At 62.5% G+C, this 25,456-nt stretch carries 29 protein-coding genes and 2 pseudogenes; 19 read left to right on the plus strand and 12 right to left on the minus strand.

What is annotated here, in order from left to right; all coding sequences use genetic code 11:
• Window positions 1–16 precede the first annotated feature (16 nt).
• Entirely contained in the window at window positions 17–592 is a 576-nt protein-coding gene (locus tag IVB18_RS15435; protein WP_247989900.1) for a hypothetical protein, read from the plus strand.
• Window positions 593–637: 45 nt separating this feature from the next.
• On the opposite strand, the gene IVB18_RS15440 is transcribed toward IVB18_RS15435, so the two are convergent.
• Entirely contained in the window at window positions 638–994 is a 357-nt protein-coding gene (locus IVB18_RS15440; protein ID WP_247989901.1) for a hypothetical protein, read from the minus strand.
• Between the two features lie 194 nt (window positions 995–1,188).
• On the opposite strand from IVB18_RS15440, the gene IVB18_RS15445 reads away from it, so the two are divergent.
• The 3 genes from IVB18_RS15445 to IVB18_RS15455 all read left to right on the plus strand — a co-directional run bounded on the left by IVB18_RS15445 (window position 1,189) and on the right by IVB18_RS15455 (window position 2,708).
• Entirely contained in the window at window positions 1,189–1,653 is a 465-nt protein-coding gene (locus tag IVB18_RS15445) for a hypothetical protein (RefSeq protein WP_247989902.1), read from the plus strand.
• A 385-nt stretch (window positions 1,654–2,038) separates the two neighbouring features.
• On the plus strand, window positions 2,039–2,224 hold the full coding sequence (locus IVB18_RS15450; RefSeq protein ID WP_247989903.1) for a hypothetical protein: 186 nt from the start codon (window positions 2,039–2,041) through the stop codon (window positions 2,222–2,224).
• 142 nt (window positions 2,225–2,366) lie between these two features.
• Window positions 2,367–2,708: a phasin gene (locus tag IVB18_RS15455; RefSeq protein WP_247989904.1), complete on the plus strand. Its 342-nt coding sequence runs from the start codon at window positions 2,367–2,369 to the stop codon at window positions 2,706–2,708.
• A 411-nt stretch (window positions 2,709–3,119) separates the two neighbouring features.
• Here the strand turns inward: IVB18_RS15455 and IVB18_RS15460 are convergent, their stop codons facing one another.
• A complete protein-coding gene (locus IVB18_RS15460; protein ID WP_247989905.1) occupies window positions 3,120–3,950 on the minus strand; it encodes an alpha/beta fold hydrolase in 831 nt (276 codons plus the stop codon).
• Between the two features lie 152 nt (window positions 3,951–4,102).
• Window positions 4,103–5,899, minus strand: coding sequence for a POTRA domain-containing protein (locus IVB18_RS15465; RefSeq protein WP_247989906.1), 1,797 nt, complete (start codon window positions 5,897–5,899; stop codon window positions 4,103–4,105).
• A 129-nt stretch (window positions 5,900–6,028) separates the two neighbouring features.
• Between IVB18_RS15465 and IVB18_RS15470 the strand changes: the two genes are divergently transcribed.
• Window positions 6,029–7,243, plus strand: coding sequence for a FecR family protein (locus IVB18_RS15470; RefSeq protein WP_247989907.1), 1,215 nt, complete (start codon window positions 6,029–6,031; stop codon window positions 7,241–7,243).
• 63 nt (window positions 7,244–7,306) lie between these two features.
• On the plus strand, window positions 7,307–10,051 hold the full coding sequence (locus tag IVB18_RS15475) for an EAL domain-containing protein (RefSeq protein WP_247989908.1): 2,745 nt from the start codon (window positions 7,307–7,309) through the stop codon (window positions 10,049–10,051).
• A gap of 16 nt (window positions 10,052–10,067) precedes the next feature.
• Here IVB18_RS15475 and IVB18_RS15480 read toward each other — a convergent pair whose 3' ends face one another.
• Window positions 10,068–10,328, minus strand: a complete 261-nt coding sequence (locus IVB18_RS15480) for a hypothetical protein (RefSeq protein ID WP_247989909.1) — start codon at window positions 10,326–10,328, stop codon at window positions 10,068–10,070.
• Between the two features lie 276 nt (window positions 10,329–10,604).
• Here IVB18_RS15480 and rocF point away from each other — a divergent pair, with 276 nt between their 5' ends.
• The 4 genes from rocF to IVB18_RS15500 all read left to right on the plus strand — a co-directional run bounded on the left by rocF (window position 10,605) and on the right by IVB18_RS15500 (window position 13,946).
• Window positions 10,605–11,582 (plus strand): arginase, encoded by a 978-nt coding sequence (rocF, locus tag IVB18_RS15485; protein WP_247989910.1) that lies wholly within the window; start codon window positions 10,605–10,607, stop codon window positions 11,580–11,582.
• Between the two features lie 167 nt (window positions 11,583–11,749).
• On the plus strand, window positions 11,750–13,021 hold the full coding sequence (soxC, locus tag IVB18_RS15490) for a sulfite dehydrogenase (RefSeq protein ID WP_247989911.1): 1,272 nt from the start codon (window positions 11,750–11,752) through the stop codon (window positions 13,019–13,021).
• Window positions 13,008–13,550 (plus strand): cytochrome c, encoded by a 543-nt coding sequence (locus tag IVB18_RS15495; RefSeq protein ID WP_247989912.1) that lies wholly within the window; start codon window positions 13,008–13,010, stop codon window positions 13,548–13,550. The genes soxC and IVB18_RS15495 overlap by 14 nt, the downstream gene beginning before the upstream one ends.
• A gap of 111 nt (window positions 13,551–13,661) precedes the next feature.
• Window positions 13,662–13,946, plus strand: coding sequence for a hypothetical protein (locus IVB18_RS15500; RefSeq protein WP_247989913.1), 285 nt, complete (start codon window positions 13,662–13,664; stop codon window positions 13,944–13,946).
• 6 nt (window positions 13,947–13,952) lie between these two features.
• Here IVB18_RS15500 and IVB18_RS15505 read toward each other — a convergent pair whose 3' ends face one another.
• Entirely contained in the window at window positions 13,953–15,167 is a 1,215-nt protein-coding gene (locus IVB18_RS15505) for a mandelate racemase/muconate lactonizing enzyme family protein (RefSeq protein ID WP_247989914.1), read from the minus strand.
• 169 nt (window positions 15,168–15,336) lie between these two features.
• On the opposite strand from IVB18_RS15505, the gene IVB18_RS15510 reads away from it, so the two are divergent.
• Entirely contained in the window at window positions 15,337–15,525 is a 189-nt protein-coding gene (locus tag IVB18_RS15510; protein WP_247989915.1) for a hypothetical protein, read from the plus strand.
• A 157-nt stretch (window positions 15,526–15,682) separates the two neighbouring features.
• Here IVB18_RS15510 and IVB18_RS15515 read toward each other — a convergent pair whose 3' ends face one another.
• The 3 genes from IVB18_RS15515 to IVB18_RS15525 all read right to left on the minus strand — a co-directional run bounded on the left by IVB18_RS15515 (window position 15,683) and on the right by IVB18_RS15525 (window position 18,458).
• Window positions 15,683–16,969 carry a divalent metal cation transporter gene (locus IVB18_RS15515; protein WP_247989916.1) on the minus strand — a complete coding sequence of 429 codons (1,287 nt, stop codon included), beginning with the start codon at window positions 16,967–16,969 and terminating at the stop codon, window positions 15,683–15,685.
• Between the two features lie 253 nt (window positions 16,970–17,222).
• Window positions 17,223–17,408, minus strand: coding sequence for a hypothetical protein (locus tag IVB18_RS15520; protein WP_247989917.1), 186 nt, complete (start codon window positions 17,406–17,408; stop codon window positions 17,223–17,225).
• Window positions 17,409–18,122: 714 nt separating this feature from the next.
• Entirely contained in the window at window positions 18,123–18,458 is a 336-nt protein-coding gene (locus tag IVB18_RS15525; protein ID WP_247989918.1) for a GYD domain-containing protein, read from the minus strand.
• Between the two features lie 689 nt (window positions 18,459–19,147).
• Here IVB18_RS15525 and IVB18_RS15530 point away from each other — a divergent pair.
• The gene (locus IVB18_RS15530) at window positions 19,148–19,366 is read left to right on the plus strand and encodes a hypothetical protein (protein WP_247989919.1); all 219 of its coding nucleotides are present in this window, start codon (window positions 19,148–19,150) and stop codon (window positions 19,364–19,366) included.
• A 75-nt stretch (window positions 19,367–19,441) separates the two neighbouring features.
• On the opposite strand, the gene IVB18_RS15535 is transcribed toward IVB18_RS15530, so the two are convergent.
• The 3 genes and pseudogenes from IVB18_RS15535 to IVB18_RS15545 form a co-directional block, all read right to left on the minus strand.
• Window positions 19,442–19,633 (minus strand): hypothetical protein, encoded by a 192-nt coding sequence (locus tag IVB18_RS15535; protein ID WP_247989920.1) that lies wholly within the window; start codon window positions 19,631–19,633, stop codon window positions 19,442–19,444.
• Entirely contained in the window at window positions 19,630–19,830 is a 201-nt protein-coding gene (locus tag IVB18_RS15540) for a hypothetical protein (protein WP_247989921.1), read from the minus strand. Before IVB18_RS15540 ends, IVB18_RS15535 begins: the two co-directional genes overlap by 4 nt.
• Window positions 19,831–20,237: 407 nt before the next feature.
• Window positions 20,238–20,648: pseudogene (locus IVB18_RS15545) on the minus strand (hypothetical protein).
• Window positions 20,649–20,817: 169 nt separating this feature from the next.
• Between IVB18_RS15545 and IVB18_RS15550 the strand changes: the two are divergent.
• On the plus strand, window positions 20,818–21,018 hold the full coding sequence (locus tag IVB18_RS15550) for a hypothetical protein (RefSeq protein WP_346732638.1): 201 nt from the start codon (window positions 20,818–20,820) through the stop codon (window positions 21,016–21,018).
• A 371-nt stretch (window positions 21,019–21,389) separates the two neighbouring features.
• Here IVB18_RS15550 and IVB18_RS15555 read toward each other — a convergent pair whose 3' ends face one another.
• Window positions 21,390–21,626, minus strand: a complete 237-nt coding sequence (locus IVB18_RS15555; protein ID WP_247989922.1) for a hypothetical protein — start codon at window positions 21,624–21,626, stop codon at window positions 21,390–21,392.
• A 56-nt stretch (window positions 21,627–21,682) separates the two neighbouring features.
• Between IVB18_RS15555 and IVB18_RS15560 the strand changes: the two genes are divergently transcribed.
• The 6 genes and pseudogenes from IVB18_RS15560 to IVB18_RS15585 all read left to right on the plus strand — a co-directional run bounded on the left by IVB18_RS15560 (window position 21,683) and on the right by IVB18_RS15585 (window position 25,380).
• Complete coding sequence (locus IVB18_RS15560) at window positions 21,683–22,129, plus strand: hypothetical protein (RefSeq protein WP_247989923.1); 447 nt, start codon at window positions 21,683–21,685, stop codon at window positions 22,127–22,129.
• A 121-nt stretch (window positions 22,130–22,250) separates the two neighbouring features.
• Window positions 22,251–22,622 (plus strand): hypothetical protein, encoded by a 372-nt coding sequence (locus IVB18_RS15565; protein WP_247989924.1) that lies wholly within the window; start codon window positions 22,251–22,253, stop codon window positions 22,620–22,622.
• A gap of 202 nt (window positions 22,623–22,824) precedes the next feature.
• Complete coding sequence (locus IVB18_RS15570) at window positions 22,825–23,100, plus strand: hypothetical protein (protein WP_247989925.1); 276 nt, start codon at window positions 22,825–22,827, stop codon at window positions 23,098–23,100.
• Window positions 23,097–23,396, plus strand: coding sequence for a hypothetical protein (locus IVB18_RS15575; RefSeq protein WP_247989926.1), 300 nt, complete (start codon window positions 23,097–23,099; stop codon window positions 23,394–23,396). The genes IVB18_RS15570 and IVB18_RS15575 overlap by 4 nt, the downstream gene beginning before the upstream one ends.
• Window positions 23,397–23,458: 62 nt before the next feature.
• Window positions 23,459–23,882 (plus strand): annotated as a pseudogene (locus IVB18_RS15580) (GNAT family N-acetyltransferase).
• A gap of 229 nt (window positions 23,883–24,111) precedes the next feature.
• The gene (locus IVB18_RS15585) at window positions 24,112–25,380 is read left to right on the plus strand and encodes a CoA transferase (RefSeq protein WP_247989927.1); all 1,269 of its coding nucleotides are present in this window, start codon (window positions 24,112–24,114) and stop codon (window positions 25,378–25,380) included.
• Window positions 25,381–25,456: the final 76 nt, after the last annotated feature.

Genomic DNA, 25,456 nt, shown 5'->3' on the forward strand with positions numbered 1-25,456 from the left:
CGCAAGGAGTATCCGAGTGGCACGTGCCCGACGCAACAAATCCTACCGATTGGCAAATCTCCACGACCGGCGGTCACGCGAACTGCCGTTCAATGCCGAGGTGGCGGAGATCGAGATCGACAATCCCCTGGCGCTCGATCCGGGCGAGAAGATCCTGGCTCTACGGTCGATCCGCAGCGATCCGCTCGGCCGGCTGCACGCGCATCACCAGATCGACGAGACGCAATATCGCGGCGGCCGTGCGTTCCAGAGCGATTGGGAGAGAGCGGAGCGGGGCCCTCAGGCGGTGGATCCGACCCGCGAATATGTCGATGGCGCGCGGACCCGCGAGCCTGTCACGGAGAGCCAGCGCCAGGCGGTGCTGCGGCTGAATCGGGTCGAGCGCGAGCTCGGCACCGACGGCGCGGCGCTGGTGCACGACGTGCTGGTGCTGGGCCTGACCATGGACCAGATCGGACAGCGCCGCGCCGTCCGCACCCAGCGCTGGAACGACTATTTTGCGCGGCGCTTTCGTGAGTGCCTCGACCGGCTGGCGCTGCTCTACGGTTTTGCAACGGAAGCCACGGCACAGCGCCCCGAGTCTCGTCGATGATCAGGAGCGCGCCGGCAGCTTTCATCGCCGGCGCGCCGCCGCCCCTCACGGATGCGGCAAGATCTGATAGGGCGTCGTATAGGGTTCGACACGGAGCGAGGCGTTGGCGAGAAGCCCGATCCTGGCGGTCGGCGCCTGCTGCAATTCGCCGTTCGGGCCGCGATGCACGTTGTACTGCCAGACGGTGAGATCGCCCTTCTGTGCCAGCGCGTGCGCAACGGCGCTCGCATCATTGCCGCCGAACGTCTGAAGCTCCTCCGCCGATAATCCGATGACGATCTCGTCCTTGATAGTGACGATCTTGAACAGATTCATCTTCGTCTCCTGCGCCCATGCGCCTTGTATCGAGAGGGTGAGAAGCGCGACCGCGGCGCCCTTGATGAGATCACAGCGAGAAAGCATGCCGTCGTCCTTTGGTGCTGTCGCGCGCCCGAATCGAGGAGTTCGTCAGCCATGGCGCCCGTGGTCTGCGTGGCTGTTCGCACCCGCTTGGTCGCTCGATCTTGAACAACGGTTCATGGGCCGAAATATATCGGAAGGATGAACCTTGATGCGAAAGGCGAGTCCAAGCCGAGAGCCGAAGGGGGGCTCATCAGATGAAATTCACTGGCACCGTTTGCCTTCTCGTGTCTCTGGGGACGGCAGACACCGCCGTGGCCGCCGATCCCTTCTACGTCGGAAGCTGGACAGTCACGACCGTGGTGGTCGCGCCTTGGGCTGATCCTCAGCGCGAGCCTGACGATACTGAGCGGACACAGCTGATGGGCAAGGCGATTGTCCTGAAAGCGCGAGAGATATCAGGCCCGCGCCCCTTTGCCTGTGCAAAGCCGCAGCACAAGGTGAAGGACTATGGTCCGGACATGATCTTCCAGGGCGCATTGGACGAGATGCAGAGGGCGGACAAGAAGGTCGATCCTACGGCCCTCGCCGCTTCGCTCGGCTTCAACGGTGCCCGGATCAAGACGCTGGAAACCGGTTGCGAGATCGACATTCATTATGTCGATGATACAACCGCCGAGGTCGCACTCAACAATTACGTGTATACACTGAAGAAACACTAGCCCGGGTCTGCCCAATCTCCGTTCACAAGGGACACAAGGCGAAACGCTGGGCCGATTGACAGCGATCGAGGTTTGCGTGGGGGATTGATGCCGCTTCTTGACGCAGGTGGGTGACGGCGCTCCATATTCCTGTTATCCGGAATTGCCGCGCTGCGATGCAGATGAAGCATCGCTACGCTGTCGGTTGGGCTTGCCGAAGGGGTTGTTCCTTGTCATAATTGCAACCTGCCGGGTTGAGCCGTCCGATCGGATGTGCAGTTCAGCGTGCTAACCTGCCGGGGTGACCTGGCCGAGAGCTCGTCGTTGCCATGGCGCTCGGTTACGGCGGTCGGTTCTCGAGTAAGGCCTCTACGTCAGAAAGGCCGATCCTTGTCATAGGGACGCGATGAAAAACATGAATTTCGCGGCTGAACTGCACCTCAAGCTCGGCGCGCCCGCAACCAGCACCGTCGAAAGCCTGCGCCTGCTGCGTGCGTTTCTCAAGCTCGCGCCCCGGCAGCGTTTCGAGGTCATCAAGCTCGTCGAAGACCTCGCCACCGACGAACCCCTTCCCGAACACCCGCTGTCCTGAGCCAAGCGTCGCGCCGGCATTACACTTTGTCCCCCTTTTCCCAACCGAAGGCGGATGCCCCGCGCGGGCGTTGCCCGAACTCGGCCGCTGGAACGAGGGGCGACAAATGTGATAATCAGGGAAAAAAGGGAGGAGTATGACCATGATCGAACCGAAGCTCGAAGTTCCGGCCGAATTGCGCGACTTGGCCGAGAAGACGATCGACCAGGCTGAAAAGGCCTTCGGCATGTTTTTCGACGCCGCCACCAAATCGATGACGTCGGTTCCCGGAGCGGGCACGGACGTGTCGAAACAGGCGCTCGCTTTCACCGAGCAGAACATGAAGGCGGCGTTCGAGCACGCCCGCAAGCTCGTTCATGCCACCGACCTTCAGGAAGCCATGCGGATCCAGTCGGAATTCCTGCGCAGCCAGTTCACCAATGCCGGGGACCATATGCGCCAGATGACCGGCAACTTCATGCAGCCCGGCAAAGACAAGTCCTGATCAGCGCGCAGCTGTCGCCTGCTCACAAATTGATCTTGCGGGGCGGCGAGATGCGCGTTTCAATTCCGGTGCAGGTCCATGATGGGCCACCGGATGAGTCCCATTCGCCGTCCATCATCCTTTCTGCTGGTCCCTGTCGGTTCAACCGGCAGGGATTTGCATTTTTTGCACGTGGCAAAAACGCCGAGCTCAACCGCAGCACGATGGCGGAAATTGTGAGAGGTCGATACGCACGATGATCGACCGCAGTAGCCTGCGGGCCAAGCGATAGAGGTGACGCATGAACCCTGGCGTCCTCACTGCGGGCGGGGCAAGGCTTTCGATATAGTGCGACACGTGCCTCTCCGACATTGGTCGGATTTCGTATCGCGCGCGGACGGGACGCGCCTTGATCTGGCGCAAGGCAGCCGGTCAGTAGTCCCCGGGGTTCATGATCATCGGGCTTCTCGTATCGGCTGGCGCGAGCGTGCTGCTGGCGCTGTCGCGCAGGAAGTGGTCGAGCGTCTCTTGGATCTTCTGCTTGACCGAGTCGGGACCGCGATCGCTCATCTCCGAATGCTGCGCGCCGGTATGGACGATGTCGATGCCGCGCGCCTTGGCTTCTTCCGGCGACGGCAGCACCCCGGGATCGGTGACGAAATGCGGATCCTTCGAGCGGAACGAGAGGATCCTCATGCTGTCGCTGAGCACGAAAGGCACCCGCAGATTGTCGAGCGTGATCACTTTCGAGACCAGTTCGGGATGCTGATGGGCGACATACATGGAGACGTCGCCGCCGTTGGAATGACCGACGAGGGTGACGTGGTCGTAATCGGCGTTCTCGTGCCGCTTCTTCAGTTCTCCCAGCACGAACAGGATGTTGGCCTCGCAGCGGATATAGACCTCGCGCCGGCCGACATATTGCTGACCGGCCTGGGTCATCAGCGGCGGATCGCTCGGCAAGTCCTGCTGGATGCTGGCAACGAGATAGCCGCGTGCGGCAAGCACGTTGGCGAGGAACGAATACTCGGTGGCCTTGACGGTGTTGCCGTTGCTGATGATGGCGAGCGGAAGCTTCCAGAGGCCGAGATTGGCCTTGGTCTCGTAGTCGCGCCGCACCGCAACCTCGACCGAGATCGGCCGCTGGCGCGAGGCGTCAAACCACGTCTGCGTCTCGTGGCGGATCGCGAACTTGCTGACGACGAAATACTGGCCCACCCCAAGGACACAGAGAAAAGCCAGAATTGCAAACACCCTCTTCATGGTTCCGTCCCGATCACTTTCCACTGAAAATAGATATTGCGCCCCGTAGATCGAGCGATCGTGAACAGGATAAGGGATTAAATTTCGGCAAGTCTGTGAGAAGAGTCCCAAAGGAGCTGCACAGGGATGTCCCGCAGGGAAAAGCTGCGCGGCTAGAGACAGCCGGTCTTGCCGCGCTCGGGGCAGAGCCGGAAGGCGCTCGAAAGCGTAAACAGGAAGCGCGGGCTGCGGCGCTCGTTGTCCGGCGCCCGATAGCTCAAGGGAACGGCGACGCCGAAATCGGCCTGGATATCGTCCCAAAGGAAGAACCGCGCGCCGGCTCCGGCCGATGTCAGCGACAGGCCATCGCTGAGACGGTAGCCGTCGTTCCAGACCGCGCCGGCGTCGCTGAAGGCGTAGAGTTGATAGCCGCTCCAGTAGCGGAAATTGAGCTTCTGGTCGAAGCGCAGCTCGAGCGAGCCGGCAAGACCGTTGTCGCCGCTGATCTCGGCCGCGCCGTAACCCCGGCCGAAGGCTGCGCCGCCCAGATAGAATTGCTGCGAGGTGAACAGCGGCCGCGATGCGGTCTGGCTCACTGCGGAAATCTTGATCGACAAGGCGTCGCTGAGCGTCTGGTAGCGCGTGAACCAGAAGTTCAACACGGAGAAGTTGGAGGAGGCACCGTCGCGCGACAGGAGATCGTCGTCGAAATGCGAGGCGCCGAAGATGTCGAGGCCCTGACGAAAGGTCAGTGTCGCGAAATTGGTGCCGCCGAAGCGATCCTGGAGCCGGTAGTCGGCGGTCAGGCTCGCGGTCCTGATGTGGTCGTTGTACCAGGGGCCGAACAGATCGTGTTCCGACACATTGCTGGCGGTCGCGGCCAGCGTGAACGTGAGCGCCGACCATTGCGACATGAACGGCACGGTGCTTGCCCGCACCTCGAAAGCCTCGGTCGTGGTGATGTCGCTGTCGAGGCGCCGGGCGTCGCCCGGCCGGACCGCGCTGTAAAGGACGGAAGCACCGAGACGCACGCCGTCGACGCCGACAGGCGCGTCATAAGAAAGCCGGGTGAATCCGAGCTCGCGCGGATCGTTGGCAATAGTTGACAGATTGACCGCCAGCGTGTCGCCGGGAGCGAGGTAGGAGTTGAACGCACCGGTCGCGTAGGTCTGCCACGGGCCGACCGACGATGAGCCGAGATTGTCCAGACCGAACGATGTGAAGATGTGCCAGGTCTTCACGTAGACGGTGAGGCGGAAGCGGCCGGTCGGGCCGCCGATCTCCTCCAGCGCGGTATCGGTGATCCGGACGCCCGGCCTGCCGTTGATCAGAAACAATTGGCGTTCGAGCGTTGCCAGGCGCGACGGGTGCTCGGCCAGAACAGGCCCGAGCATCGGCCGGACGCCGAACTGCTCGGCACCGTCGCCTTTCAGCTCGGCCTGCACGATGGCGCCTTCGACCACACGGATCTGCACGCGGCCGTCGGCGATGTCTTGCGGCGGCACGATCGCCCGGCTCAGATGGAATCCCTCGGCGCGGTAGAGCTCGCTGATCGCGCCGGCGATCGCGGCGAGGTCGGCCTGCGAGACGTTCTTGCCGAGATAGGTCTGATAGGCCGCGGCGATGCGATCGCGGGACACGGCGTGGGCGCCGCTGACGTTGACGCCGCGCAGCACGAATTGCGGCTTGGTGTCACCGGCGGTGTTGGGTTGGCCGACCGCGGGGAGCTTGACCGGAGGCCGGTTCAGCGATTCTTGCTCGGATTGGTTCTCAAAATATTTTTCGGCCTGACGCGGATCGAACCCCGGCTGGTTCGCCTGCTGCGCGAGTGCCTGCGGAATTCCCGCAAAAGTCGGCACCAGCAGCGCGAAGGCGGCAACTAAATACCATCCGGCCAAGCCTTGCGCAGGCCGTTCTGCGTAGTTCGACGGAGAATTCCGCTCGAGCCGGTAAAGGTTCGTTAGCCGCATGATTTTTCATAGTTTTTTATGGTCAATGAAAGGTTAATGCGACAGCTGGACTTACCGTTTCCGGCTAATTCTATCTTGAGTCATTACAGGTACGCCTCAGGTCCCGCTGTAGCGAAGACGAGGATCGTCATGTTGGGCAGAGTTGGACTGCGGCGCGCCTTGATGGCAGCGCTGATCCTGGGAATGGCTTCCGTTGCATCCGCTGCGGAGGATGGCGTCTGGTCGGTCAGCAAGTCCTCCGGCGAGGTCTGGGTTGCGGCCAACGGCGCGCAGCAGGTGTCGTTGACTGAGGAGGGGACGCTCAAGGCCGGCGACACCATCCGCACTGGACGCAACGGGCGGGTACTACTGGTCCACGGCGAGGAAACGATTTTGATCTCTCCCAACTCGGTGGTCGGTTTGCCGGCCGAGAAGAAGGAGGGGCTCTCGACCACCATCATTCAGCAGGCAGGTTCGATCCTGCTCGAGGTCGAGAAGCGCAACGTCAAGCATTTCGAGGTCGAGACGCCCTACCTCGCCGCCGTGGTCAAGGGAACGCAGTTCAGCGTCACGGTGGGCGCCGGCAGCACCAAGGTCGGCGTGCTCCGCGGCCAGGTCGAAGTCTCCGACTTCAAGACGGGGCAGATCGCACAAGTCATGCCGGGACAAGCGGCCACCGCTTTCGAGCATGGCAAGCCCGGTCTCAGCCTGAGCGGCGCCGGGACCTTCAATCCGATCGAGCAGGGCAAGCCGCGCGCCTCTGCGATCGAGCGGATTCCCGTGCCGAAATCGGGACTGTCGGCACCGCGCAATGCGGCGAACGGCCATGCGATACATGCGCTCGGCGCGATCGATAAGGGGACCAAGGCGGCGGGTGCGCCAGCGCATTCGCATCAGGCGGCCGGTATCCCGCAGCCGAAGTCTGGCACAGTGCGCATCTCGAGTTCGCTCGGCGAGGTCAAACTCAACTTCCACAAGGTCACGCAGGGTCTCGCCCATGGCGCCGTCGCGCCCGGGCGGGTGCGCAGTGCCGCCAATGCCGGCACCGACACGGTGTGGAGCGATACGAAGACGAGTACCACGACAACGACTGCCAACAGCTCCGCCGTGACAGCGGTCACCGTGAGCAGCAGCGCGTCCGCGGCGAGCGCCTCCTCAGCTTCATCAAGTGCGACAACGACCGTTGCGACCACCGCCGGGTCGACCAGCGACGTGTCGGGCGGAAGTTCGGCGAGCGGAAGCAGCGGGACTGGTGCGACCGGCAACGGAAGCGGCGGCACGGGCAATAATGGCAATAACGGGAACGGGAATAACGGCAACAACGGCCACCACTACGGTGGGTATTCGGGCAGGGGCCATCGCTAGAACCGTGCTGTCGACATAGGGGGAGCACTCCGCGGCATCCGCCGTCAGTGCAGGGGGAGCAACGTGAAACGCTATCGGCCGCATATTCTGGTTGTGATCGCGCTGGCGGTCGTGCTGTCGACGGGATGGCATGCTTCGCTGCGCAATGCGCTCACCGACCTGCGGTTCGCCTGGCAATCGCGTGCGGCCAGCGGCGACATTGTCGTGGTGGCCATAGACGCGCCTTCGATCGACCAGATCGGGGTTTGGCCGTGGCCACGCAGGCTGCACGCAGAGCTGTTGCGCAGGCTCGAGGGCGCCGGCGCCCAGGAGGTGGCCTTCGACGTCGATTTCAGCACGCCATCGGATCCAGCATCCGACGAGGCATTCATCAAGGCGCTTCGGGACGTTGGCGGCTCGACGGTCCTGCCGTCATTCAAGCAGCCGGTGCCGAATGGCGGCGCGGCTCATATCAATCGCCCCCTGAAGCCGTTCAGCAACCAGTCGTGGCCGGCCGTCGTCAATGTCGCGGTCGAATCCGATGGGCTCGTTCGCCGCTATCCGTTCGGCGAGAAACTCGGCGACGCCTTGATGCCGTCGATGGCCGTCGTGCTGGCCGGACAAGACGCCAATCAGCGGCCTCCTTTCCTGATCGACTTCAGCATTCGTGCGGCCTCCATTCCGCGTGTCTCCTATGTCGACGTGCGGCGCGGCGATGCCGGGGTTCTGGCCACGCTGAAGGGCAAGAAGATCATCGTCGGGGCCACCGCGCTTGAGCTCGGCGACAGGTTCAGCGTCCCAAATGGCGGCATCGTCTCGGGGCCGGTCCTGCAGGCGCTCGCGGCGGAATCGATTCTGCAGCATCGGACGCTCCGCTGGACATCCGATGTCGGCATGATGTTCGGTCTCGGCCTGATCTGCCTGCTGATGATGTATTCATGGCGCCGCCTCGCGCCGGGTCTCCGCGTTGCGATCCTCCTCGCCGCCGGGGCAAGCGTCGAACTTGTCGCAGCACTGGTTCAGGCAAGGTGGCCACTCGTCATCGACACATCGCTATTCCACATTGCCATCGTCGCCTACCTGACGGCGATTGCGCTCCACGAAATCGATTTTCGCAGCCTCCTGGGGCGTATCGCCGAGAGCCGATTTCATCGCATTGCGATGTCGCTCGGCGACGGCCTCGTCTGCACCGACGAGGATCACCGCATCACGGTGTGGAATCCCGGCGCCAGCGCGATCTTCGGCTACATGCCGGCCGAGATGATCGGGCGTCCGTTCGAAATCCTCTGCGCGAGCCCGGCCGATGGCGCCGCGAGGCCCTTCGCCATGCGCGACGCAGCCCGTCAAGCGCTCCTGGTCCCCGGCGGGGCCGTCGTCGTCGAGTTCGAAGGCCGGTGTAAGAACGGAGAAACCTTTCCCGTCGAAGCGAGTTTCTCGGGCTGGCAAGGAACGGATGGCTTTCAATATGGCGCGATCCTGCGCGACATCTCCGTGCGCAAGCGGGAGGCGGAGCGCGTCAGATATCTCGCCGAACATGATGCGCTGACAGGTCTTGCCAACCGCAGCACCCTGCATGCAGGGCTCGCCAGTCTGATCGCCGCGGCGGAGCGGCGGTCTTCCGAGGTCGCGCTGCTGGTACTCGGGCTCGACGGTTTCCAGCAGATCAACGACATGCTCGGGCATTCGGCCGGCGATCTCGTGCTGCGGGCGGTTGCTGCACGCCTGGAGACCGAGGCGGGAATAACGGCGATCGTCGCCCGACTGAGCGGCGACGAATTCGCCATCGCGCTTGATTGCGCAGGGGGCAGCGAGCCGATTGCCGAGTTCGCCGGGCGCATCGCGCGTGCATTCGAAGCGCCGCTCGCAACGGGCACGCGCCAGCACCGCGTCAGGATCAGTATCGGCGTCGCGGTCTATCCGGAAGGAGGGCGCGGCGCGGACGATCTCCTCAGCAACGGTCATCTCGCGCTCTCCAGGGCAAAGGCGACACGCCGCGGCGGCCATGTGATTTTCGAAAGCAACATCAGACAGGAGCTGGAGAACAGGCTGACGCTGGAGAGCGAGCTTGCGCTTGCCGCGGATCGCGACGAGTTCGAGCTGTTCTATCAGCCCCAGGTTCGCCTGATTGACGGCAGTCTGATCGGGGCCGAGGCGCTCATCCGCTGGAAACATCCCGTGCGTGGCTATGTGTCGCCCGGAGAGTTCATGCCGGTGGTCAACACCTCAGCGCTGTCCGAGCGGATCGCGAATTGGGTGATGGAGACCGCCTGTCGGCAGGCGCGTGCGTGGGAGTTGTCGGGCAATAGCGTGCGCGTCGCGATCAACCTGTCGCCGTCGCAGCTCCACTCCGGCGATCTCGCGCATGCAGTTGCGGTGCTACTTGATGCGACGGGGCTCGCGCCGTCGCTGCTCGAGCTCGAGGTCACCGAGGATATCCTGCTGCACGACGAAGGCCGCGTGCTCGACATGTTCAAGCGGCTCCAGGAGCTCGGTGTCCGCGTCCTGTTCGACGATTTCGGCACTGGCTATGCAAGCCTGAGCTATCTGAAGAAATTTCCGCTCGACGGACTCAAGATCGATCGGTCGTTCGTGCTCGACTTGCTCGCAGATTCCGACGACGCAGCGATCGTCGGCTCGACCATCGGACTTAGCAAGCAGCTCGGGCTCACGGTTGTGGCCGAAGGTATCGAGAACCGCGCCACGGCTGACTTCCTGGTCAGCATGGGATGCGAGGAAGGGCAGGGCTATTTCTTCGGCCGTCCGATGCCTGCCGAGATGTTTAAGCGGCAATTTCTCGCGGCTGCACGCGAGGCCATCAGCGCTGCTTGACGGGCTCGTTTCGGCTCTAGCGCCGGCGCGCCACCGCTACACCAAAGAGGAAAGCGACGAACAGACTCGCCAGGGGCGCTTCGCGCGTGATCGCTGCGAGCGTCGAGAGCGGTTTACCCGGCTTTCGAGCTTCGTCGATGACCGACGTCAAGCGGTCGACAGCGGCATGCAGGCCTCCCGCGACCTCACCTATCGTGTGGGAGACATCGGTCGCTGCGTCAATGGTGCGCTCGGCCATGCCGGGCTGGGTCGTGGACTGCGGAATTTCCGTGCTCAAGTTCGTGAACTCCGCTCCTGATGCGGTGAATGAGGCCGGCACCTTTGGCTATCCTCGCGAGCGCTCGTTTTGAACAGCGGGTCGAACGACCTTTGGCTATCCGCGACTGGCGCCGTGGTGTACGGCGGGTGCCGGCCTTGGATTGGCAATTCGGGGTGCGGGATTTTGTTCCCGGATGCATCCTCACGCGACGTTCTTTCGTCGAACTACCCCGTGAAACGGCGGACGCGAATCTCTGTTAGGCTGGCGCAACCTTGCTGATGTCAGGAGACTGCCGTGACCGATCGGACCATGCTGGATCGAGCCCGGTGCATCGCGTTGCTCGGAGCGCCCATCGACATGGGAGCCTCGCAGCGCGGCACCCTGATGGGCCCGGCGGCGCTGCGCACCGCCGGCCTTGCGACACTGCTCGAGAGCCTGGACTTCGAGGTCGTCGACTACGGCGATCTCTCCATCGCCGAGGTCAGGGATCTCTTCGACAGGCCGCCCGACAAAGCCAATCACTACCGAGAAATCCAGCGCTGGACGCGCGTGCTGAGCCGTCGCGGCTCTGAGATCGCCAAGACCGGCGCGATCCCGATCTTCCTTGGTGGCGATCACACGCTGTCAATGGGCTCGGTCAACGCGATGGCGCGCCATTGGCAGGAGCGCGGTCGCGAGCTTTTCGTGCTCTGGCTGGACGCACATGCCGACTACAACACGCCGGAGACGACGATCACCGCCAACATGCACGGCATGTCGGCGGCGTTCCTGTGCGGAGAGCCTGGCCTGGACGGCTTGCTGGGTGATGATCCCCGTTCCTCGATCGATCCCGACCGGCTCGATTTGTTCGGGACGCGCTCGATCGATAAGCTCGAAAAGGAATTGATGCGCGCGCGCAGGATCAGGGTTGCCGACATGCGCCAGATCGACGAGTTCGGCGTCGCCGTGCTGATCCGGCGCGTGATCGAGCGCGTCAGGGCGAGCGATGGGGTACTGCATGTCAGCTTCGACGTCGATTTCCTCGACCCCTGCGTCGCGCCGGGCGTCGGCACCACTGTGCCGGGCGGAGCGACCTATCGCGAGGCGCACCTGATCATGGAGCTCTTGCACGATTCCGGGTTGGTGGGATCGGTCGACATTGTCGAACTCAATCCGTTCCTGGACGAGCGCGGTCGGACCGCGCGCACCGCGGTCGAGCTGATCGGCAGCCTGTTCGGCCAGCAGATCGCCGACCGGCCTACGCCCAGCAATGCGATCGCACCTGGTGAGTAAGGCAGGCACGCGGCGACATTTGTGCGCTGCAAGGAAAGGAACTGCTGTCGCGACCAGCGGATTTAGGTCAGGCCTGATCGAAATCGCCTACCTTTGAAATAGCTGCGAATTGCAAATGCAGCCGTCAGAAGGTTTCATGTGGGCCGAGATTCAGCCGAGGGTCCGCAATGAGCAGCACGATCGATGCCGATGACAAATCCGCAAGGGCGACACGACGTCGCTTTCTACTAGGCGGCACCGCAGCGGTGGGAGGCGCCGTTCTCGGCGCTGATACCCTCGCGGCCGCGGAGACGAACAACCTTCCGCCCAACATTCCCGAATGGATGAAGGCGCCGGGCGCGCCGGTCGGAAGCCAGCCCTATGGAACGCCGTCGCCGTTCGAGAAGGGCGTCGTCAAGAACATCTCGAAGACGCTCAAGCAGTACATCTCGGCGTCCAGCCGGACGCCATTGCAGGAGCTCGATGGCATCATCACGCCGAACGGGCTGTTCTACGAGCGACATCATGGCGGCGTTCCGAGCATCGATCCGGCGCAGCACCGGCTGATGCTTCACGGCCTGGTCGAGCGTCCCCTGAGCGTCACCATGGATGATTTGCGGCGCTTCCCGTCGGAGTCGCGCATCCACTTCCTCGAATGCTCCGGCAATCCCGGCTACAGCAAGCCCTACGGCAGGACGGCATCGGACCTCGTGGGTCTGGTGAGTTGTGCCGAATGGACGGGCGTGAGCCTGAAGCTGGTGCTCCAGGAGGCCGGGCTGAAGCCGGAGGCCAAATGGGTGGTGGCCGAAGGCGCCGACGCCGCGGCAATGACGCGCAGCATTCCGATCGAGAAATGCCTCGAGGATGCCATGCTGGTCTACAGCCAAAACGGCGAACGGCTCCGCCCGCAGCAGGGTTACCCGCTGCGGCTGTTCCTGCCGGGCTTCGAAGGCAATATGAGCGTGAAGTGGCTGCGGCGCCTGCACATCACCGCGGAGCCGGTCTATTCGCGCGAGGAGACCTCGAAATATACCGACCTTCTGCCGGACGGCACGGCGCGCGAGTTTTCCTTCTACATGGAAGCGAAGTCGATCATCACGCGTCCCTCGGGCGGTCAACGTCTGAATGCGCCCGGCTTCCACGAGATCGCCGGCATCGCCTGGAGCGGACATGGCAAGGTCGCGCGTGTCGAGGTGTCTGTCGATGACGGCAAGAGCTGGCAGGAAGCGCGACTGCAGGAGCCGGTGCTGACGCGCGCCTTGACTCGCTTTCGCCTGCCTTGGCGATGGGACGGCAAGCCCGCGGTGATCCAGAGCCGCGCCATCGACGAGACCGGCTATGTGCAGCCGACACTGGCCGAGCTGCTTGCCGTGCGTGGTGAGAACTATTTCTACCACAACAATGCGATCTGGCCCTGGCGCATCGCGGCTGACGGCGAGGTCACCAATGCGCTTGCGTGAGAATTGCGGCATCGCCTTCGCAATCGTTTTCTGTGCCTGGGCCAGCGGTGCACAAGCGCAAAGTCCCTACGGCATCGGACGGCCGGCAACACCGGCGGAGATCGCGGGCTGGAACATCGACATCGGACGCGACGGCAGCAATCTGCCGCAGGGTAGCGGTTCGGTCATTCAGGGACGCGACGTGTATGCCCAGCAATGTGCCTCGTGCCATGGCGAGAAAGGCGAGGGTGGCCTGGGTGACAGGCTCGCCGGCGGGCAAGGCACGATCGGGACGGCAAAGCCGATCCGCACTGTCGGCAGCTTCTGGCCCTATGCGACGACGCTGTTCGACTACATTCGACGGGCCATGCCGCAGAATGCGCCGCAGTCGCTGAGCGATGACGACGTTTATGCGGTGTCCGCCTACATCCTGAACCTGAATGGGCTGGTGGGTGCGGATGCGACGCTCGACGCAAAATCGCTTGCGGCCGTGAAGATGCCGAATCGCGACAGGTTCGTCGGCGATGCGCGACCGGATGTGAAGAAGTGAGTGCGCGGTGGCCGAGTTCCGCGCCTTCGGTCCGGAACTTGCTTGACGAAGGGCGGAACTCGATGGGGCCCAATTGAATTAACCTGAGATAGGAAAATAGTGGATCATTCGATGGCAACTGATCGCTTCGCGTACTCCATCTCCACCGCGCTTCGTCATCCTGGCGTGATCGCGCTGATCGTCGCCGGCTTGACGATTGCCGCGATGCTGATCGTCGATCATGGGCCGTGGAGCCGGGCCAAGATCCAGCCGGCCCATGTCGCGATGTATCACACCACGGGCGAGGCCGCGCGCGCTGCAGGCGCAAAGGTGCTTCCGACCGAGCCCAAATCGCCAGTCGAGCCCGTGCGACCGGGCCCGAAGACGTCCCCCACCATCAATCCCGTGACGCCGTAGTCGTCGTCAGCTCTTGCGGCCGTAATTGAGAAGCCCGCCGCTGGTCTTCGGCGGGTGGGCGCGAAGGGCTTCCTCGTTTGGCTCGGTGCCCCAGCCGGGCCGGTCCGGAATGATCAAATGGCCGTTCTGGATCTCCGGCTCGTGGGTGAAGAGTTCGCGGTCCCAGGCGAGGCGGTCGATGTCGATCTCCATGATGCGCAGGTTCGGTACGGCCGCGCAGAAATGTGCGTTCATCATCGAGCAAAGATGGCCGTAGAAATTATGCGGCGCGACATTGACCTCGAACGCCTCGGCGGCGGATGCGATCTTCATCGATTGCCAAACGCCGTTCCAGGGCGTGTCGATGATCGCGACGTCCATCGCCTGCTCTCGAAAATAGGGCAGGAATTCGCGCAGGCCCAGAAGCGTCTCGCAGGATGAGATCGGATGCGGGCTCTGCCTGCGGATGTAACCCAGCGCTTCCGGATTGAAACTGTCGATCTCGATCCAGAACATGTCGAGGTCCGCGATGGTACGCAGGATCTTCAGATAGCCTTCGGTCTTGGCGTTGAAGTTGCAGTCGAGCAGGATGTCGACGTCGGGGCCGGCGCCGTCGCGGATCGCTTCCAGATGCATGCGCAGGTCGCGCAGGATTTTTCGGTCGACGTTGATCTCGGGCGCGAAGGGCGAGCCGAAGCCGGGCCGCCATCCGGTCGGCTTGCCGTCGTCATAGGAAAAGATGTTGGTCTTGAGCGCGGTGAACTTCTTCTCAGCGACCTCGCGCCCTATCGCCTTGACGCCGTCGAGGTCTTCGATCGGCGGCTTGTACCAGGACGGATGATTGATCCGCCAGGTCGCGCAATGCGACCAGTAGACCCGAACGCGGTCGCGAATTTTTCCGCCGAGCAGCTCGTAGCAGGGCACGCCCAGCAGCTTCGCCTTGGCATCGAGCAGCGCATTCTCGATCGCGCCGAGCGCCTGCGCCACTACGCCGCCGGCGGCCGGACGCGTAGCCGCGAACAGCTCGGCATGGATGCGCTGATGCTGGAAAACGTTCTGCCCGATCACGCGGGCGGACAGGCGCTGGATGGCAGCACCCACGCCGGGGGATCCAAAGCCCTCGTCAAACTCGCTCCACCCGACGATGCCGTCTTCCGTCGTCAGCTTGACGAAGTGGTAGTTTCTCCAGCCGGCATCGCAGGCAAGGATTTCGAGGCTTGTTGCTTTCGATGATTTTGTCATGTCGCTCCCTGTCGCCGGCCGGGCTTTGTTTTTCTTATGGCGCTCGCAAGGCCGGCCCAAGCCCCAACTGTTAGGCTAACGAGGGACCGGCGTGAAGACCGCGCCGCCGCCATGAGCGCTTTCCAGCCGGTTTCGCCTGCAAACCCCTTGGAATCCGATGGGGACAGCCATGATCTTTCCCGGGATCGTCCCGAAATTGCACCACGTTTTGACGTTTTTGGCCACGATCGGAAACGACTTTGCGGCCATGCAATTTCTGGCGATGATTTCGATTCTGGCGCTGCTCACGATGAGCGGGGCCGCCATTTCCGATCAGCTTCTGACGGCCGATCAGCACGTCGCGCAAGGGGTGGAATAGCGCGGCGGGCCAAGGCGCTTTGTGGTTAGTCTTTTGGGGGGACGACAGCGATGCTTTCGGTAGACCAGTTCCTGCGCTTCATCAGCGTGCCGGCCTTGTTGGCGGCGTTCATCATCGCATTGCAGATCTCGGCGGCGCTGTCGCCGGTCTGACCTGCTCAGCCGATCACGGACGAGCCGAGCAAAGCAAAGACGGCCAGCGCCATCAGCGCGGTGCCCAGCCATCCCAGCGCGACCAGCCAAGAGCGGGCCTTGAACCGGCCCATGATCGCGCGGCTCGAGACGATCACCATCATCATGGCCATGATGGGCACGGCGACGATGCCGTTGAGCACGGCGCTCCACACCAGCATGTGAATCGAGTCGATGCCGGTGAAGCCGAGGCCGAAGCCGATGATGGTTGCGGTTGCGATGATGGTGTAGAAGCCGACCGCTTCGTCCGGCTTCGCCTCCAAGGTGGCGCGCCAGCCGAAAATCTCCGCAACGCCGTAAGCCGCCGACCCCGCCAGCACCGGGATTGCCAAGAGGCCCGTGCCGATGATCCCGAGCGCGAACAGCGCGAAGGTGAAATCGCCGGCGAGCGGCCGCAGCGCCTCGGCCGCTTCCGTCGCCGAGTTGATCCGGGTGACACCGTTCGCGTGTAGGACCGACGCCGTTGTCAGGATGATGAAGAAGGCGACGCCGTTGGAGAGCAGCATGCCGAACGTCGTATCGATCTTGATGCGGTGGAGCTCCGGGTTGCCGCCGTGCTTCAGCTCCCGCAGCGGCTTGTCGCGCCTGCCCTGGTTCATCTCCTCGACCTCTTGCGAGGCCTGCCAGAAGAACAGATAGGGGCTGATGGTGGTGCCGAGCACGGCGACGACCATCAGGAAATATTCGGCACTGACATTCGCCTGCGGCCATACCGCGGCGAGCAGCGCCGTGCTCCACGGGATCTTGACGGTGAAGGCGGTTGCGACATAGGCGAACAGCGTCAGCGTCAGGTATCTCAGCACCGGCGAGTAGCGTCGATAGGGCAGGAAAACCTGGAGCAGGGTCGAGCCCGCCGCGAAGATCAGCGCGTGCTCGTGATTGAGCCCGCCGATGACGAGCGAGAGCGCATCCGCCATCGCGGCGATGTCGGCGGCGATGTTGAAGGTGTTCGCGGCGACGAGCATGAAGACGAGCGTCAGCACCGCCCAGCGCGGCGCGACCTGCATGACGTTGGCGGCGAGCCCCTTGCCGGTGACCCGGCCGATCTGGGCGCTGACGAGCTGAATGGCGATCATGAACGGCGTGGTCAGAAACACCGTCCAGAGCAGCCCATAGCCGAATTGCGCGCCGGCCTGCGAATAGGTGGCGATGCCCGACGGATCGTCGTCAGCCGCGCCGGTGATCAGGCCCGGCCCCAGCCGTTGCAGCAGCGTCGGTGCGGATTTCGTGCGGGCGGAGGCGCTGTCGTCCATCAGGGGGCGTCTCGATTGGGTCGGGCGGGCCGGCACGGCAGGTTCGCATAACGAATGCTGATCAGGGAGCAAAGTTCCTGGGCGCAGCCGGCCTGTGCGACGCGGAAGGGGCGTCCGACCAGTTTCCGATTATACGAATCCAGTTTGACTCGTCGGGCAAAACACCTGTAGATACATAACATCCCAAAATCGTCGAGCCGGCGCCGTCGTGGCCGCAGGAATCGTCAGTCCGGCGACGAGAGCGCCGGCGATGCTATTTGATGCTGACAAACATGCCCCAGGCGGCGGCTAGTGCCGCGCCGGAAAAGACGATCAGCGGGTTCTCGCAGAATGCACTGCCATAGCTGCACATGCTGACGCCGAACGAGCCGATCTCGTGATGGCTCGCGGAGTAGAACAGCCCCGACAGCACCAGCAATGCGGCGGCGACGTAATACATCGACCATCTCCTTAAGGTGGCCCGAGCGCCTCGCCTCGCGACCTGCCATCGCCGATTCGGCGGTTGATGCGCCAGCATGGCGCGAAAGAGATTTCGTTCCGCCAAATCCGGATATGTGTATTTGAGTTAAAGTTTGACGCATTGGGCAAAGCACCGGCAGCATAGCACCGTCGGGCTGCGGCGCGGGGCGCGCCTCTCAGGTTGAAGTTTGAGTTGGTGCAAATCTGCGGTCGCTTGCGAGCGGCGTAGCAGGGCGTAGGATTCGCCTGATTTGCAAAGAAGGAGGTACAGCATGCTGGCCGTCCTCGTTTTCAAAATCACCATTGTTGGATTAGGCGTCTTTTCGACAGTCCTTGCCTACAGGCTGATGAGCGCATGAAGCCAGAGGCCGCTCGTTGGCGGCCTCTTTCATATTTCACGTCCACGCAAGCGAAGCCGATGTCACAGGCTTCTCGCTTCCGAGCACCGCGCATTGAAGCGGGGCCGGGGGTGTCCCTCATCTGGTTCTGCGCGTGTCAGGAATCGAAAGGGGCCGCCTCGCGGCGGCCCCTTGCCGGTTAAAATCGTTGTACGGAATGGAAATGTCAGCCCCGGCACGATCAGCTTAGCCGCTTCCACCGTCCTGGGAATACCGGAAAACTACCGTATCGAAGGCTGACCTGATCTTGGCCGTGGGTTCCGTTTGAGGTTGAGGTTGAAGTCGACGTTCAGGCATCAGCTGCCCGGCGGGCTATAGGACGTGCGCAGCTTGGCCGCGTTCTGCCGCACCTTCTTGATCTCGTCCTGCGTGAAGAGCCGCGTCAATTTCACGTTCTGAAGTGTGCCCGCCGTGACGGTCAGGCCGGAGATGGCTGGCGCCGCACCCGGATCAGGCACGTCGAAAATCACCAGAACGCCGGGGCCGTCGGCCGCAACGCTGTACATCGAGATCAGCTTTCCGCCGGCCGCCTCGATGAGTTTTCTCGCCGCTTCCTCACGATTGGTCGTTGGATTTTCAAGTATCGCGTTGAGAGCGCGTGGTGTGTATTGCCCTGTGAGACAAAAATGCATGGCGGCCCTCCTTCTGAGGTTCATTCACGTTCGCGCCGTTCCGAGCTGGTCGTCACGACGGCCGTATCTGAAAAAGATGGAGTACAATGCCCGCCGTGGGCACAAACGCCGCCACTAACTGACGAGACTTCGGCACACCTCGTTGGCGGCTCGGCCGGAAGATACATCAGATGGCGAGCAGGCAGAAGGCGATTCCGGGCTGCGAGACACGATGGCAACCAAGTACCGCCATGGAGTGATCCGCGGCGGGATTCTCTCGCGGTTGCGGTGGCGTCCTCGCCTCTCGACGCAGCGGACCTGCGAGGGTCGAAGCGCCGGGCAGAACAGGGCCACGCCGCCGGCATGGCGCGGAGATTTCATCTCGCCGAAATCCGCTTCGCTGCATTTCGAAGTTTGACGGATGACGCGTGCATCGAGCTGATCGCGGCGTCAGATGAACCGGTGGCTCGATCCCCACGAAACACGACTGAAACACTGCTGAAACCAGATCGTCCTGAACTCCGCGGCCGCTCGCTCCGACCAAAAAATCTAACAGGAGACAATCATGATCCAGGTCGGTTCGAAGGAAGAAGTCGCGTTTCTGCTGGCGCTGTTCGGGACGCATACCCAGCCCGTCAGCAAGCCGAAACCGAAATCGGCACGCGGCCAGGGCTGAACCGATGCCCGGTTTGGCCAATTGCCAGAGCCTGTTGCGTTCGCTGATCGCCAGGGGAGATCCGAATGCGATTGCGCTCGCCGAAAGCGCCATTGATGACTATCTGGAAGTCACCTCGGAACGCGCGCGCTGCATCGTGCTGCGCGTCCTCCAGCAAGACGCATTGGACCAGCACGGGCTTGCTGTTGGCGTGCAGCGCTCGTTCGCTGAAACGGTGGACGCTGACATCGAGCGGAAGCTTGCGGAGGAGTGAGGCGCGGTCAAGCGCGCTTTGAGGTGACACGCCGCAGCCAGTCGCTCAGGACAGCTCGCGGCGTTCTCCGATGGCTTAAGCTGCCGGAGACTGGGCAGCCTTCAACACGCCGACCTTTCGGCCGAGCTGCCAGACCTCGACATCGCCGCGCCGCGTGAACTGCCGCGCGAAATCGAGGGCGGACGCGTCGGACTCTGCCTCGAAAGCCTCGGCCGACTGGAAGACGCCATTCTCACCGACCAGATAGGCACGATATTGCTGTGTCATGTCGGGGGCCTCAAGCCGGGAGAACGAAGCCAGTTCTCGATCTGCATGGCCGTCTCGTCCTGCCGCGCTTTGCGCAGCAGCATATCGCGGCGCTGGCCTGGCAGAAGCGAGCGTGCTTCCTCGCGAAGCCGAACCGCCTCGTCCGCAAGCCGCTCATAGAGAGGTTTGGTCTGTTTGAAACGACGCCGCTGCAACATGGCGCTGCTCCCTTGTTCGCGTGGGGCCGGAGCGCATCTGGCGGTCTCATCACCGACAGATGCCGGGGCCTTGCGGTGACGTAGTTACCTTACGCCTGTTCCGGCGGAGCGTCTTAACATTTGACATGCCGCTCGTTGAAACTCTCGAAAGCGCGACCTTCCGGGCCAAACTCAGCTTGGCAATTTGAGCTGCTTACTCAATTTGCTGCGCCGCCAAAAGGCATGGTCGAGATCCTGCGGCGGCCTGAGGCAGAGAGCTTCAGATGAAGGAATTGGTTGAAGGCGCTCGGCTGATAGTCGGCGAATGCCTCGCCATTCACGAAGCCATGGTTTCGGTACAGCGCCAGCGCCGGTTCGAACGCGGGGGCGCTTCCGGTCTCCAGGCTCAGGCGGGTCAGAAGTGGTCCTCAACGCGCTCCGGGCCACCAGGTTGACGATGGGTCACCGGCCGAAATCTTGGTCGGGCGGAGCGCAACGAGATGGCTCCGTTTGAAGGGGCGGCCTTGAAGCTCCGAGCACTGCTTGCAGCGCTACCGCTCAAGCTCGTGGATTGGCGTGCTCTTCGGACGGCGCACGATGCTGAGAGCAACCGTTTGATGCGTATCGCAGCCAAGGCATTTGACTTCGAGGTAGCCGTAGCCGGCGTTGAGTGCGTCGCCCAGGGTGGGAGATGGTTGCGCCGGACCCTGAAAGGCGAGCATGCGGGCAGTCCATGCCTGGCAAGCTAACTGATCGGCGTCCTTGCGGGCCTCTGCCGCTCGCTCTGCCTTCGCGCGCACGGAAGCGCCGTAGATGCTTTCTCGTGACTTCGTGCCCATGCCTCTCATCAAACCGATTGCGGCCCGGTTGGCAAATTATCGATAGCTAGGGGCGGCGATGGCCAGTAGCCACTGGCTGTCGTGGGTGTGGAAATGCGCGGTCGCGCCGGTCATCGGGTGAGAGCTCGCCGCAATCCTGCTGAGAGAGACTGCTAATGCGTTTGCGCGCGTGGCCGCCGCAAACGCAATTCTCGACCGGGGTTGGGGTAAGCCGGTGCAGCCATTGGCCACCGACAAAGCCCCGCGCGAATTGCTGCATCGGATCGAACGCGTGATCGTGCATCCGGACGATCCCTCACTCACCACTGACGAAGCGGGGCACCCGAACGAATTGCAACTCACCTCAGCAGCGGGGAAGAAATTGCAATGACCGCGAAAGCGCCAATAACCATCGCAGCGTCAGCAGCCGGATCGTCAGCAGAGCAGAAACCGGACTCGGCCGGTTGGCCCCGGTGGATACGCGAGGCCCTTGCGTATGAGCCAAAAAACAGCACGCCGGAAAAGGCCGGGAGAGACGATGAGCGGGCACATGGCGATGCCGCGAGCGTCCGGATTCTAAGCCGAGTGACTTTGCGTACCTCAGACCTGTAATCGGTAGAGTTCGACGTCGGGCAAAGCACTGGCAGAATGGCATCATCGAAACGAGTTTGGTTCAACCCGCGCGAAGCAATCCGCGGCGGGTATTTTCATCTCGCCGCGTGAGATTGGACGGCGCCCTCCCGGCATCGCGCGAACTCGCAGCTAGTCGTCTTTCGATATATCGCGGGGCTCGTCGGGAAGATCGATGGTGCCGCCATCGCCGTGCACGAGATCGCGATCCCCGCCATCGATTCTGTTGGCGTCCTCGATGATCGCGGCTTGCTTGTCGCCCTGGTTATCATCGCGGGACTTTAGTCCGCGTAAATCGCGCGATTTCTTTTGTGCCGCTCTTTGTGTCATGGCCGATCCTTCCGCGGAGGCTAACGCGAGCCAGGCCAATTGGTTCGTCGCGCTCTTTTTCGCGCCCGCACGCCAGTCGGCCGCTGGGTTTGAGTTTGACTCGTCGGGCAAAACACCGGCAGAATGACATCATCGAGACCAGTGAGTTAAGCCCGCGCGGAGCAATCCGCCGCGGGCTTTTTCGTCGCCCGGCATCGAGCGTGATCGCCGTCACAGATCATATCGCCGAAATTCTTCATGGTCTCGTTCATCGCTGTATCACGCAGCCCAACAACGGGACCACGAAAATGAAATCCTCTCGCGTTTCTCTCCTGGCGTTCGCTGCCGTCGTCGGCTTGGTCACGCTTACCGCTTCCGCGAACTATTCTCCGGCTTCAGCCGGCCAGTTCGATTGGTTGAGCAACAAGGACTACGTGCATTGCCTCCAGTTGTTTGCCACTGGCGACTTCCTGACACCGGCGAATGCCACCAGCGCACAGCGTGCGGCGCTGCACGAAAAGGGGCGCCGCTACTGCAATCGCACTTACTACGGTCATGATTGATTTTCAGGACCTCGAGCAGGTTCCAGATTAAACGCAGGCTGAGCGGATCGTTCAGAAAGCGTTCACGCCGATCCACGTAATGACAGGCAACCCATCGGGGGATGCAAGCATGAGGTGGACCATGTCGAATTCCCAGAGCGCCTTCGACCCCGTAGGAACTGTCGTCGACTGGCTGGATGCCTGCCGTGAGCGGCGGCTCGCGGACTTGCTCGAACTCTACGACCATCAAGCGGAGCTCGGCTGCTGCGACGGCGGACGATACGGCGGACGATCGGGATTGCTCCGCTACTGGATGCTCAAGCTGCAGAACGCCAGCGCGGGTGCATTCGTTCTCGATGAAATAGAGCCGGAAGGAAAGCGTGTCCGTCTTGACCATCGCGACCACGACGGCAATGCGGTGCGAACCAGATTCTGGTTCAATGACGTCGGAAAGATCGTGCGAACGATCTGCGTGCCTGTTGGAGCGAATGGCGCCTCGACAAAGGCGGCGTAGACGGAAGATACCCTGAGTTTGGTTGACTTGTCGGGCAAAACACCGGCAGAATGACATCATCGAGACGAGTTAGTTGAGCCCGCGCGGAGCAATCCGCCGCGGGTTTTTTCGTCTCGGTTTGAGATCGGACGGCGGTCGCATTACGGCCACGCACTCGCACACATGGAGCGCCGATCGGCGCGCCGTCGTCCGAACCTTGGCCGTGCACGCGCGAACGTGCCAGCCCGCGTCGCGAGCCCCTCGCTCCGCGCCGCTGCGGTCCCCGGACGCCGAGATCGGACATTGGTACGAGCCGGACAAGCTGATGGGCTATTGCGTCGCGTTTTACTGCGCAAAACTCCTGGTCTGGGACAAGGTGCTCGGCTTCGGGTCGACGGACGCCTTGGCGGGATTTGCTGCGATCACGGCCAATCTCGTGGTCTCCTTCTATTTTGCCAAGCGCGGCTTCGAGAATGTTGCAAGGATCATCAAGCGGTGAACATGCCAGACGAAGAAATCAGGGCGATCGTTGCCGAGACACTGGCCGAACAGCACAGGCTTCAGCAGGAGAGCATCGAGACCATCGTGTTGAAAGCCGTGGCATCTGTGCTGGCGTCGTTTGGAATCGAAGAAGATGATCGAAAAGAACTCAGAGCGGATTTCCAGCACTTGCGGCGTTGGCGGAAGAGCGTGGAACAGGCGCAGAGCTACACAGTCAAGGCCGTGATCACGGTGATTACCGCCGGTCTGATGGGTGCCGTCGGGCTCGGCGTCAGGGTCGTATTGAGCAAATGACCCCACGGCGACGAGGTCGCCGCGCTCGTGCTCGCGTTCATTCTTCGTCGATGGGCCATCGCATGTACAGAATTCGTATCGTCGATGCGAACGACGATGATATCGCCGAGAGCTTAGCCGATCTACATCGGCTGACGTTTTTCGATGCCGCGACCCTGCCACAGTTCGAGCTTGGAGCGTGGTGGCTTGCCTATCACGATCACGACGCGGTGGCGTTTGCCGGCGTTGTGCCATCAACCCACGCGCGAAAGAGCGGGTACTTTTGTCGGGCCGCGGTCTTACCACGGCATTGGGGGCGGGGACTTCAATTCAGGTTGATGAGGGCGATAGAGGCGAGGGGGCGGCGTATGGGACAGTATCGTCTCGGATACGACCGACAATCCAGTGTCCGCCAGCAACTTCATCCGGGCGGGCTATCGGCTCTACGAACCAGATATGCCCTGGGCCTGGTCGAACACCCCTATTGGCGAAAAGCGGCTGCGCTGAGCGAGGGATCGGAGTTTCCCGTGACACGGAACGGCTGAATGGTCCGAGGCGTGGCGCAGTGTCGGTATACCCCAGAATGTCCAAAGGCTCGGCAGCTTGACGGCTGCCGAGCCTTTTTGCGTTTTGGGGCGAGGTGAGTGGGGCACTTGCGAAGTCGGCGGCGTCAGGCTTTAAGTTTGCTTATGCAGGAAATTCGGCGGTCACAAGCCGATGTAAGGGAGCTCTAAAGATGTCCACCAAGCCTCAATTGCCGGAACGTGCGCCGCGGGCGGCGGGAGGGACAACTGCACTTGATGGTCTGCTGGTTGTCGATTTCACGCGTGTGGTGGCCGGCCCCGCCTGCACGCAGACGCTTGCCGATTTCGGCGCGCACGTTATCAAAATCGAGAATGCAGACGGTGGCGACGACACGCGCGCTTATGAGCACGCCGAAATCGGCGGCGAGAGCGCCGCCTATCTCAGCCTGAACCGCAACAAGCGCGGCATCGCGCTCGACCTTGCCGTCCCGGAAGCGCGTGAGATCGCGCGGGATCTGATCCGCAAGGCGGATGTGGTCGTGGAGAATTTTTCGAGCGGCGTCATGAAGAAATTCGGCCTCGACTACGAGGCGGTCGCACCACTGAATCCTCGGCTGGTCTATTGCTCGATCTCGGCTTATGGACGCACCGGACCGTTCTCTTCCCGCCCCGGTTTCGATCCCATCACGCAAGCCGAAAGCGGCTTCATGTCGCTTAACGGGTTTGCCGATGGCCCGGCGGTTCGTACCGGCCCACCCATCGTGGACATGGCAACGGGTATGTCAGCGTGCAATGCCATCCTGCTGGCCCTGCTGGCGCGGGATCGGCTCGGCCGCGGGCAGCATGTCGAGGTCGCCCTCTTTGACATCGCCATGGCGATGACCGGCTTCTACGGCATGGCCTATCTGATCAACGGCGAGAACCCCGGCCGGTTCGGCAATTCGCCGAGCGGATCTCCTACCGTCGGTGTCTACGAAGCATCCGACGGACCGCTCTACATGGCTTGCGCCAACGATCGGCTCTATCGCCGACTGGTGGTCGAGGTGTTGAATCGGCCTGGTCTCATCACCGATCCGCAATTTGCCACGCGAAAGGCGCGGTCGGAAAACAAGGAACTCCTGCGGGCAGCCATCGCGGAGGTGTTTGCGGGCGATACCCTCGAGAATTGGATGATGAAGATGAAGCTGGCCAATATTCCGGTCGGTTATCTCCGCACCGTCGAAGAGGGCTTTAATGCACCCGAAGCGCGCGAGCGCCATCGCCTGAGCCAGATTCCGCACCCCACGGCGGAATGGGTCCCGAATATCGAGCCTCCGATCAACATGAGCTTGACCGGAGCGGTTGATCCCGTGGCTGCGCCGCTGTTGGGCGAGCATACCGAGGGTGTCTTGCTCGAGACCCTTGGTTACGATGAGCGTCGGATTGCGACGTTGGTCGAGAAGGGAGCTTTTGGATTGCGCAAAACCGCGACATCGGTCTGAACCGCACAGCGCGCTCCGATCACGGGCAATGGTTGGCAGGGTCCGTTAACACCGCATTCGCTTGATTTGGCCAGGT

It is taken from the genome of Bradyrhizobium sp. 186 (assembly GCF_023101685.1).
Lineage (GTDB): Bacteria > Pseudomonadota > Alphaproteobacteria > Rhizobiales > Xanthobacteraceae > Bradyrhizobium.

Excerpts from the sequence above, each read along its gene's own strand:
- IVB18_RS15440 (WP_247989901.1), bottom strand. The coding sequence starts at position 994 with ATGCTTTCTCGCTGTGATCTCATCAAGGGCGCCGCGGTCGCGCTTCTC.
- IVB18_RS15445 (WP_247989902.1), top strand. The coding sequence starts at position 1,189 with ATGAAATTCACTGGCACCGTTTGCCTTCTCGTGTCTCTGGGGACGGCA.
- IVB18_RS15450 (WP_247989903.1), top strand. The coding sequence starts at position 2,039 with ATGAAAAACATGAATTTCGCGGCTGAACTGCACCTCAAGCTCGGCGCG.
- IVB18_RS15455 (WP_247989904.1), top strand. The coding sequence starts at position 2,367 with ATGATCGAACCGAAGCTCGAAGTTCCGGCCGAATTGCGCGACTTGGCC.
- IVB18_RS15460 (WP_247989905.1), bottom strand. The coding sequence starts at position 3,950 with ATGAAGAGGGTGTTTGCAATTCTGGCTTTTCTCTGTGTCCTTGGGGTG.
- IVB18_RS15465 (WP_247989906.1), bottom strand. The coding sequence starts at position 5,899 with ATGCGGCTAACGAACCTTTACCGGCTCGAGCGGAATTCTCCGTCGAAC.
- IVB18_RS15470 (WP_247989907.1), top strand. The coding sequence starts at position 6,029 with ATGTTGGGCAGAGTTGGACTGCGGCGCGCCTTGATGGCAGCGCTGATC.
- soxC (WP_247989911.1), top strand. The coding sequence starts at position 11,750 with ATGAGCAGCACGATCGATGCCGATGACAAATCCGCAAGGGCGACACGA.
- IVB18_RS15495 (WP_247989912.1), top strand. The coding sequence starts at position 13,008 with ATGCGCTTGCGTGAGAATTGCGGCATCGCCTTCGCAATCGTTTTCTGT.
- IVB18_RS15500 (WP_247989913.1), top strand. The coding sequence starts at position 13,662 with ATGGCAACTGATCGCTTCGCGTACTCCATCTCCACCGCGCTTCGTCAT.
- IVB18_RS15505 (WP_247989914.1), bottom strand. The coding sequence starts at position 15,167 with ATGACAAAATCATCGAAAGCAACAAGCCTCGAAATCCTTGCCTGCGAT.
- IVB18_RS15510 (WP_247989915.1), top strand. The coding sequence starts at position 15,337 with ATGATCTTTCCCGGGATCGTCCCGAAATTGCACCACGTTTTGACGTTT.
- IVB18_RS15515 (WP_247989916.1), bottom strand. The coding sequence starts at position 16,969 with ATGGACGACAGCGCCTCCGCCCGCACGAAATCCGCACCGACGCTGCTG.
- IVB18_RS15520 (WP_247989917.1), bottom strand. The coding sequence starts at position 17,408 with ATGTATTACGTCGCCGCCGCATTGCTGGTGCTGTCGGGGCTGTTCTAC.
- IVB18_RS15525 (WP_247989918.1), bottom strand. The coding sequence starts at position 18,458 with ATGCATTTTTGTCTCACAGGGCAATACACACCACGCGCTCTCAACGCG.
- IVB18_RS15535 (WP_247989920.1), bottom strand. The coding sequence starts at position 19,633 with ATGACACAGCAATATCGTGCCTATCTGGTCGGTGAGAATGGCGTCTTC.
- IVB18_RS15540 (WP_247989921.1), bottom strand. The coding sequence starts at position 19,830 with ATGTTGCAGCGGCGTCGTTTCAAACAGACCAAACCTCTCTATGAGCGG.
- IVB18_RS15565 (WP_247989924.1), top strand. The coding sequence starts at position 22,251 with ATGTCGAATTCCCAGAGCGCCTTCGACCCCGTAGGAACTGTCGTCGAC.
- IVB18_RS15585 (WP_247989927.1), top strand. The coding sequence starts at position 24,112 with ATGTCCACCAAGCCTCAATTGCCGGAACGTGCGCCGCGGGCGGCGGGA.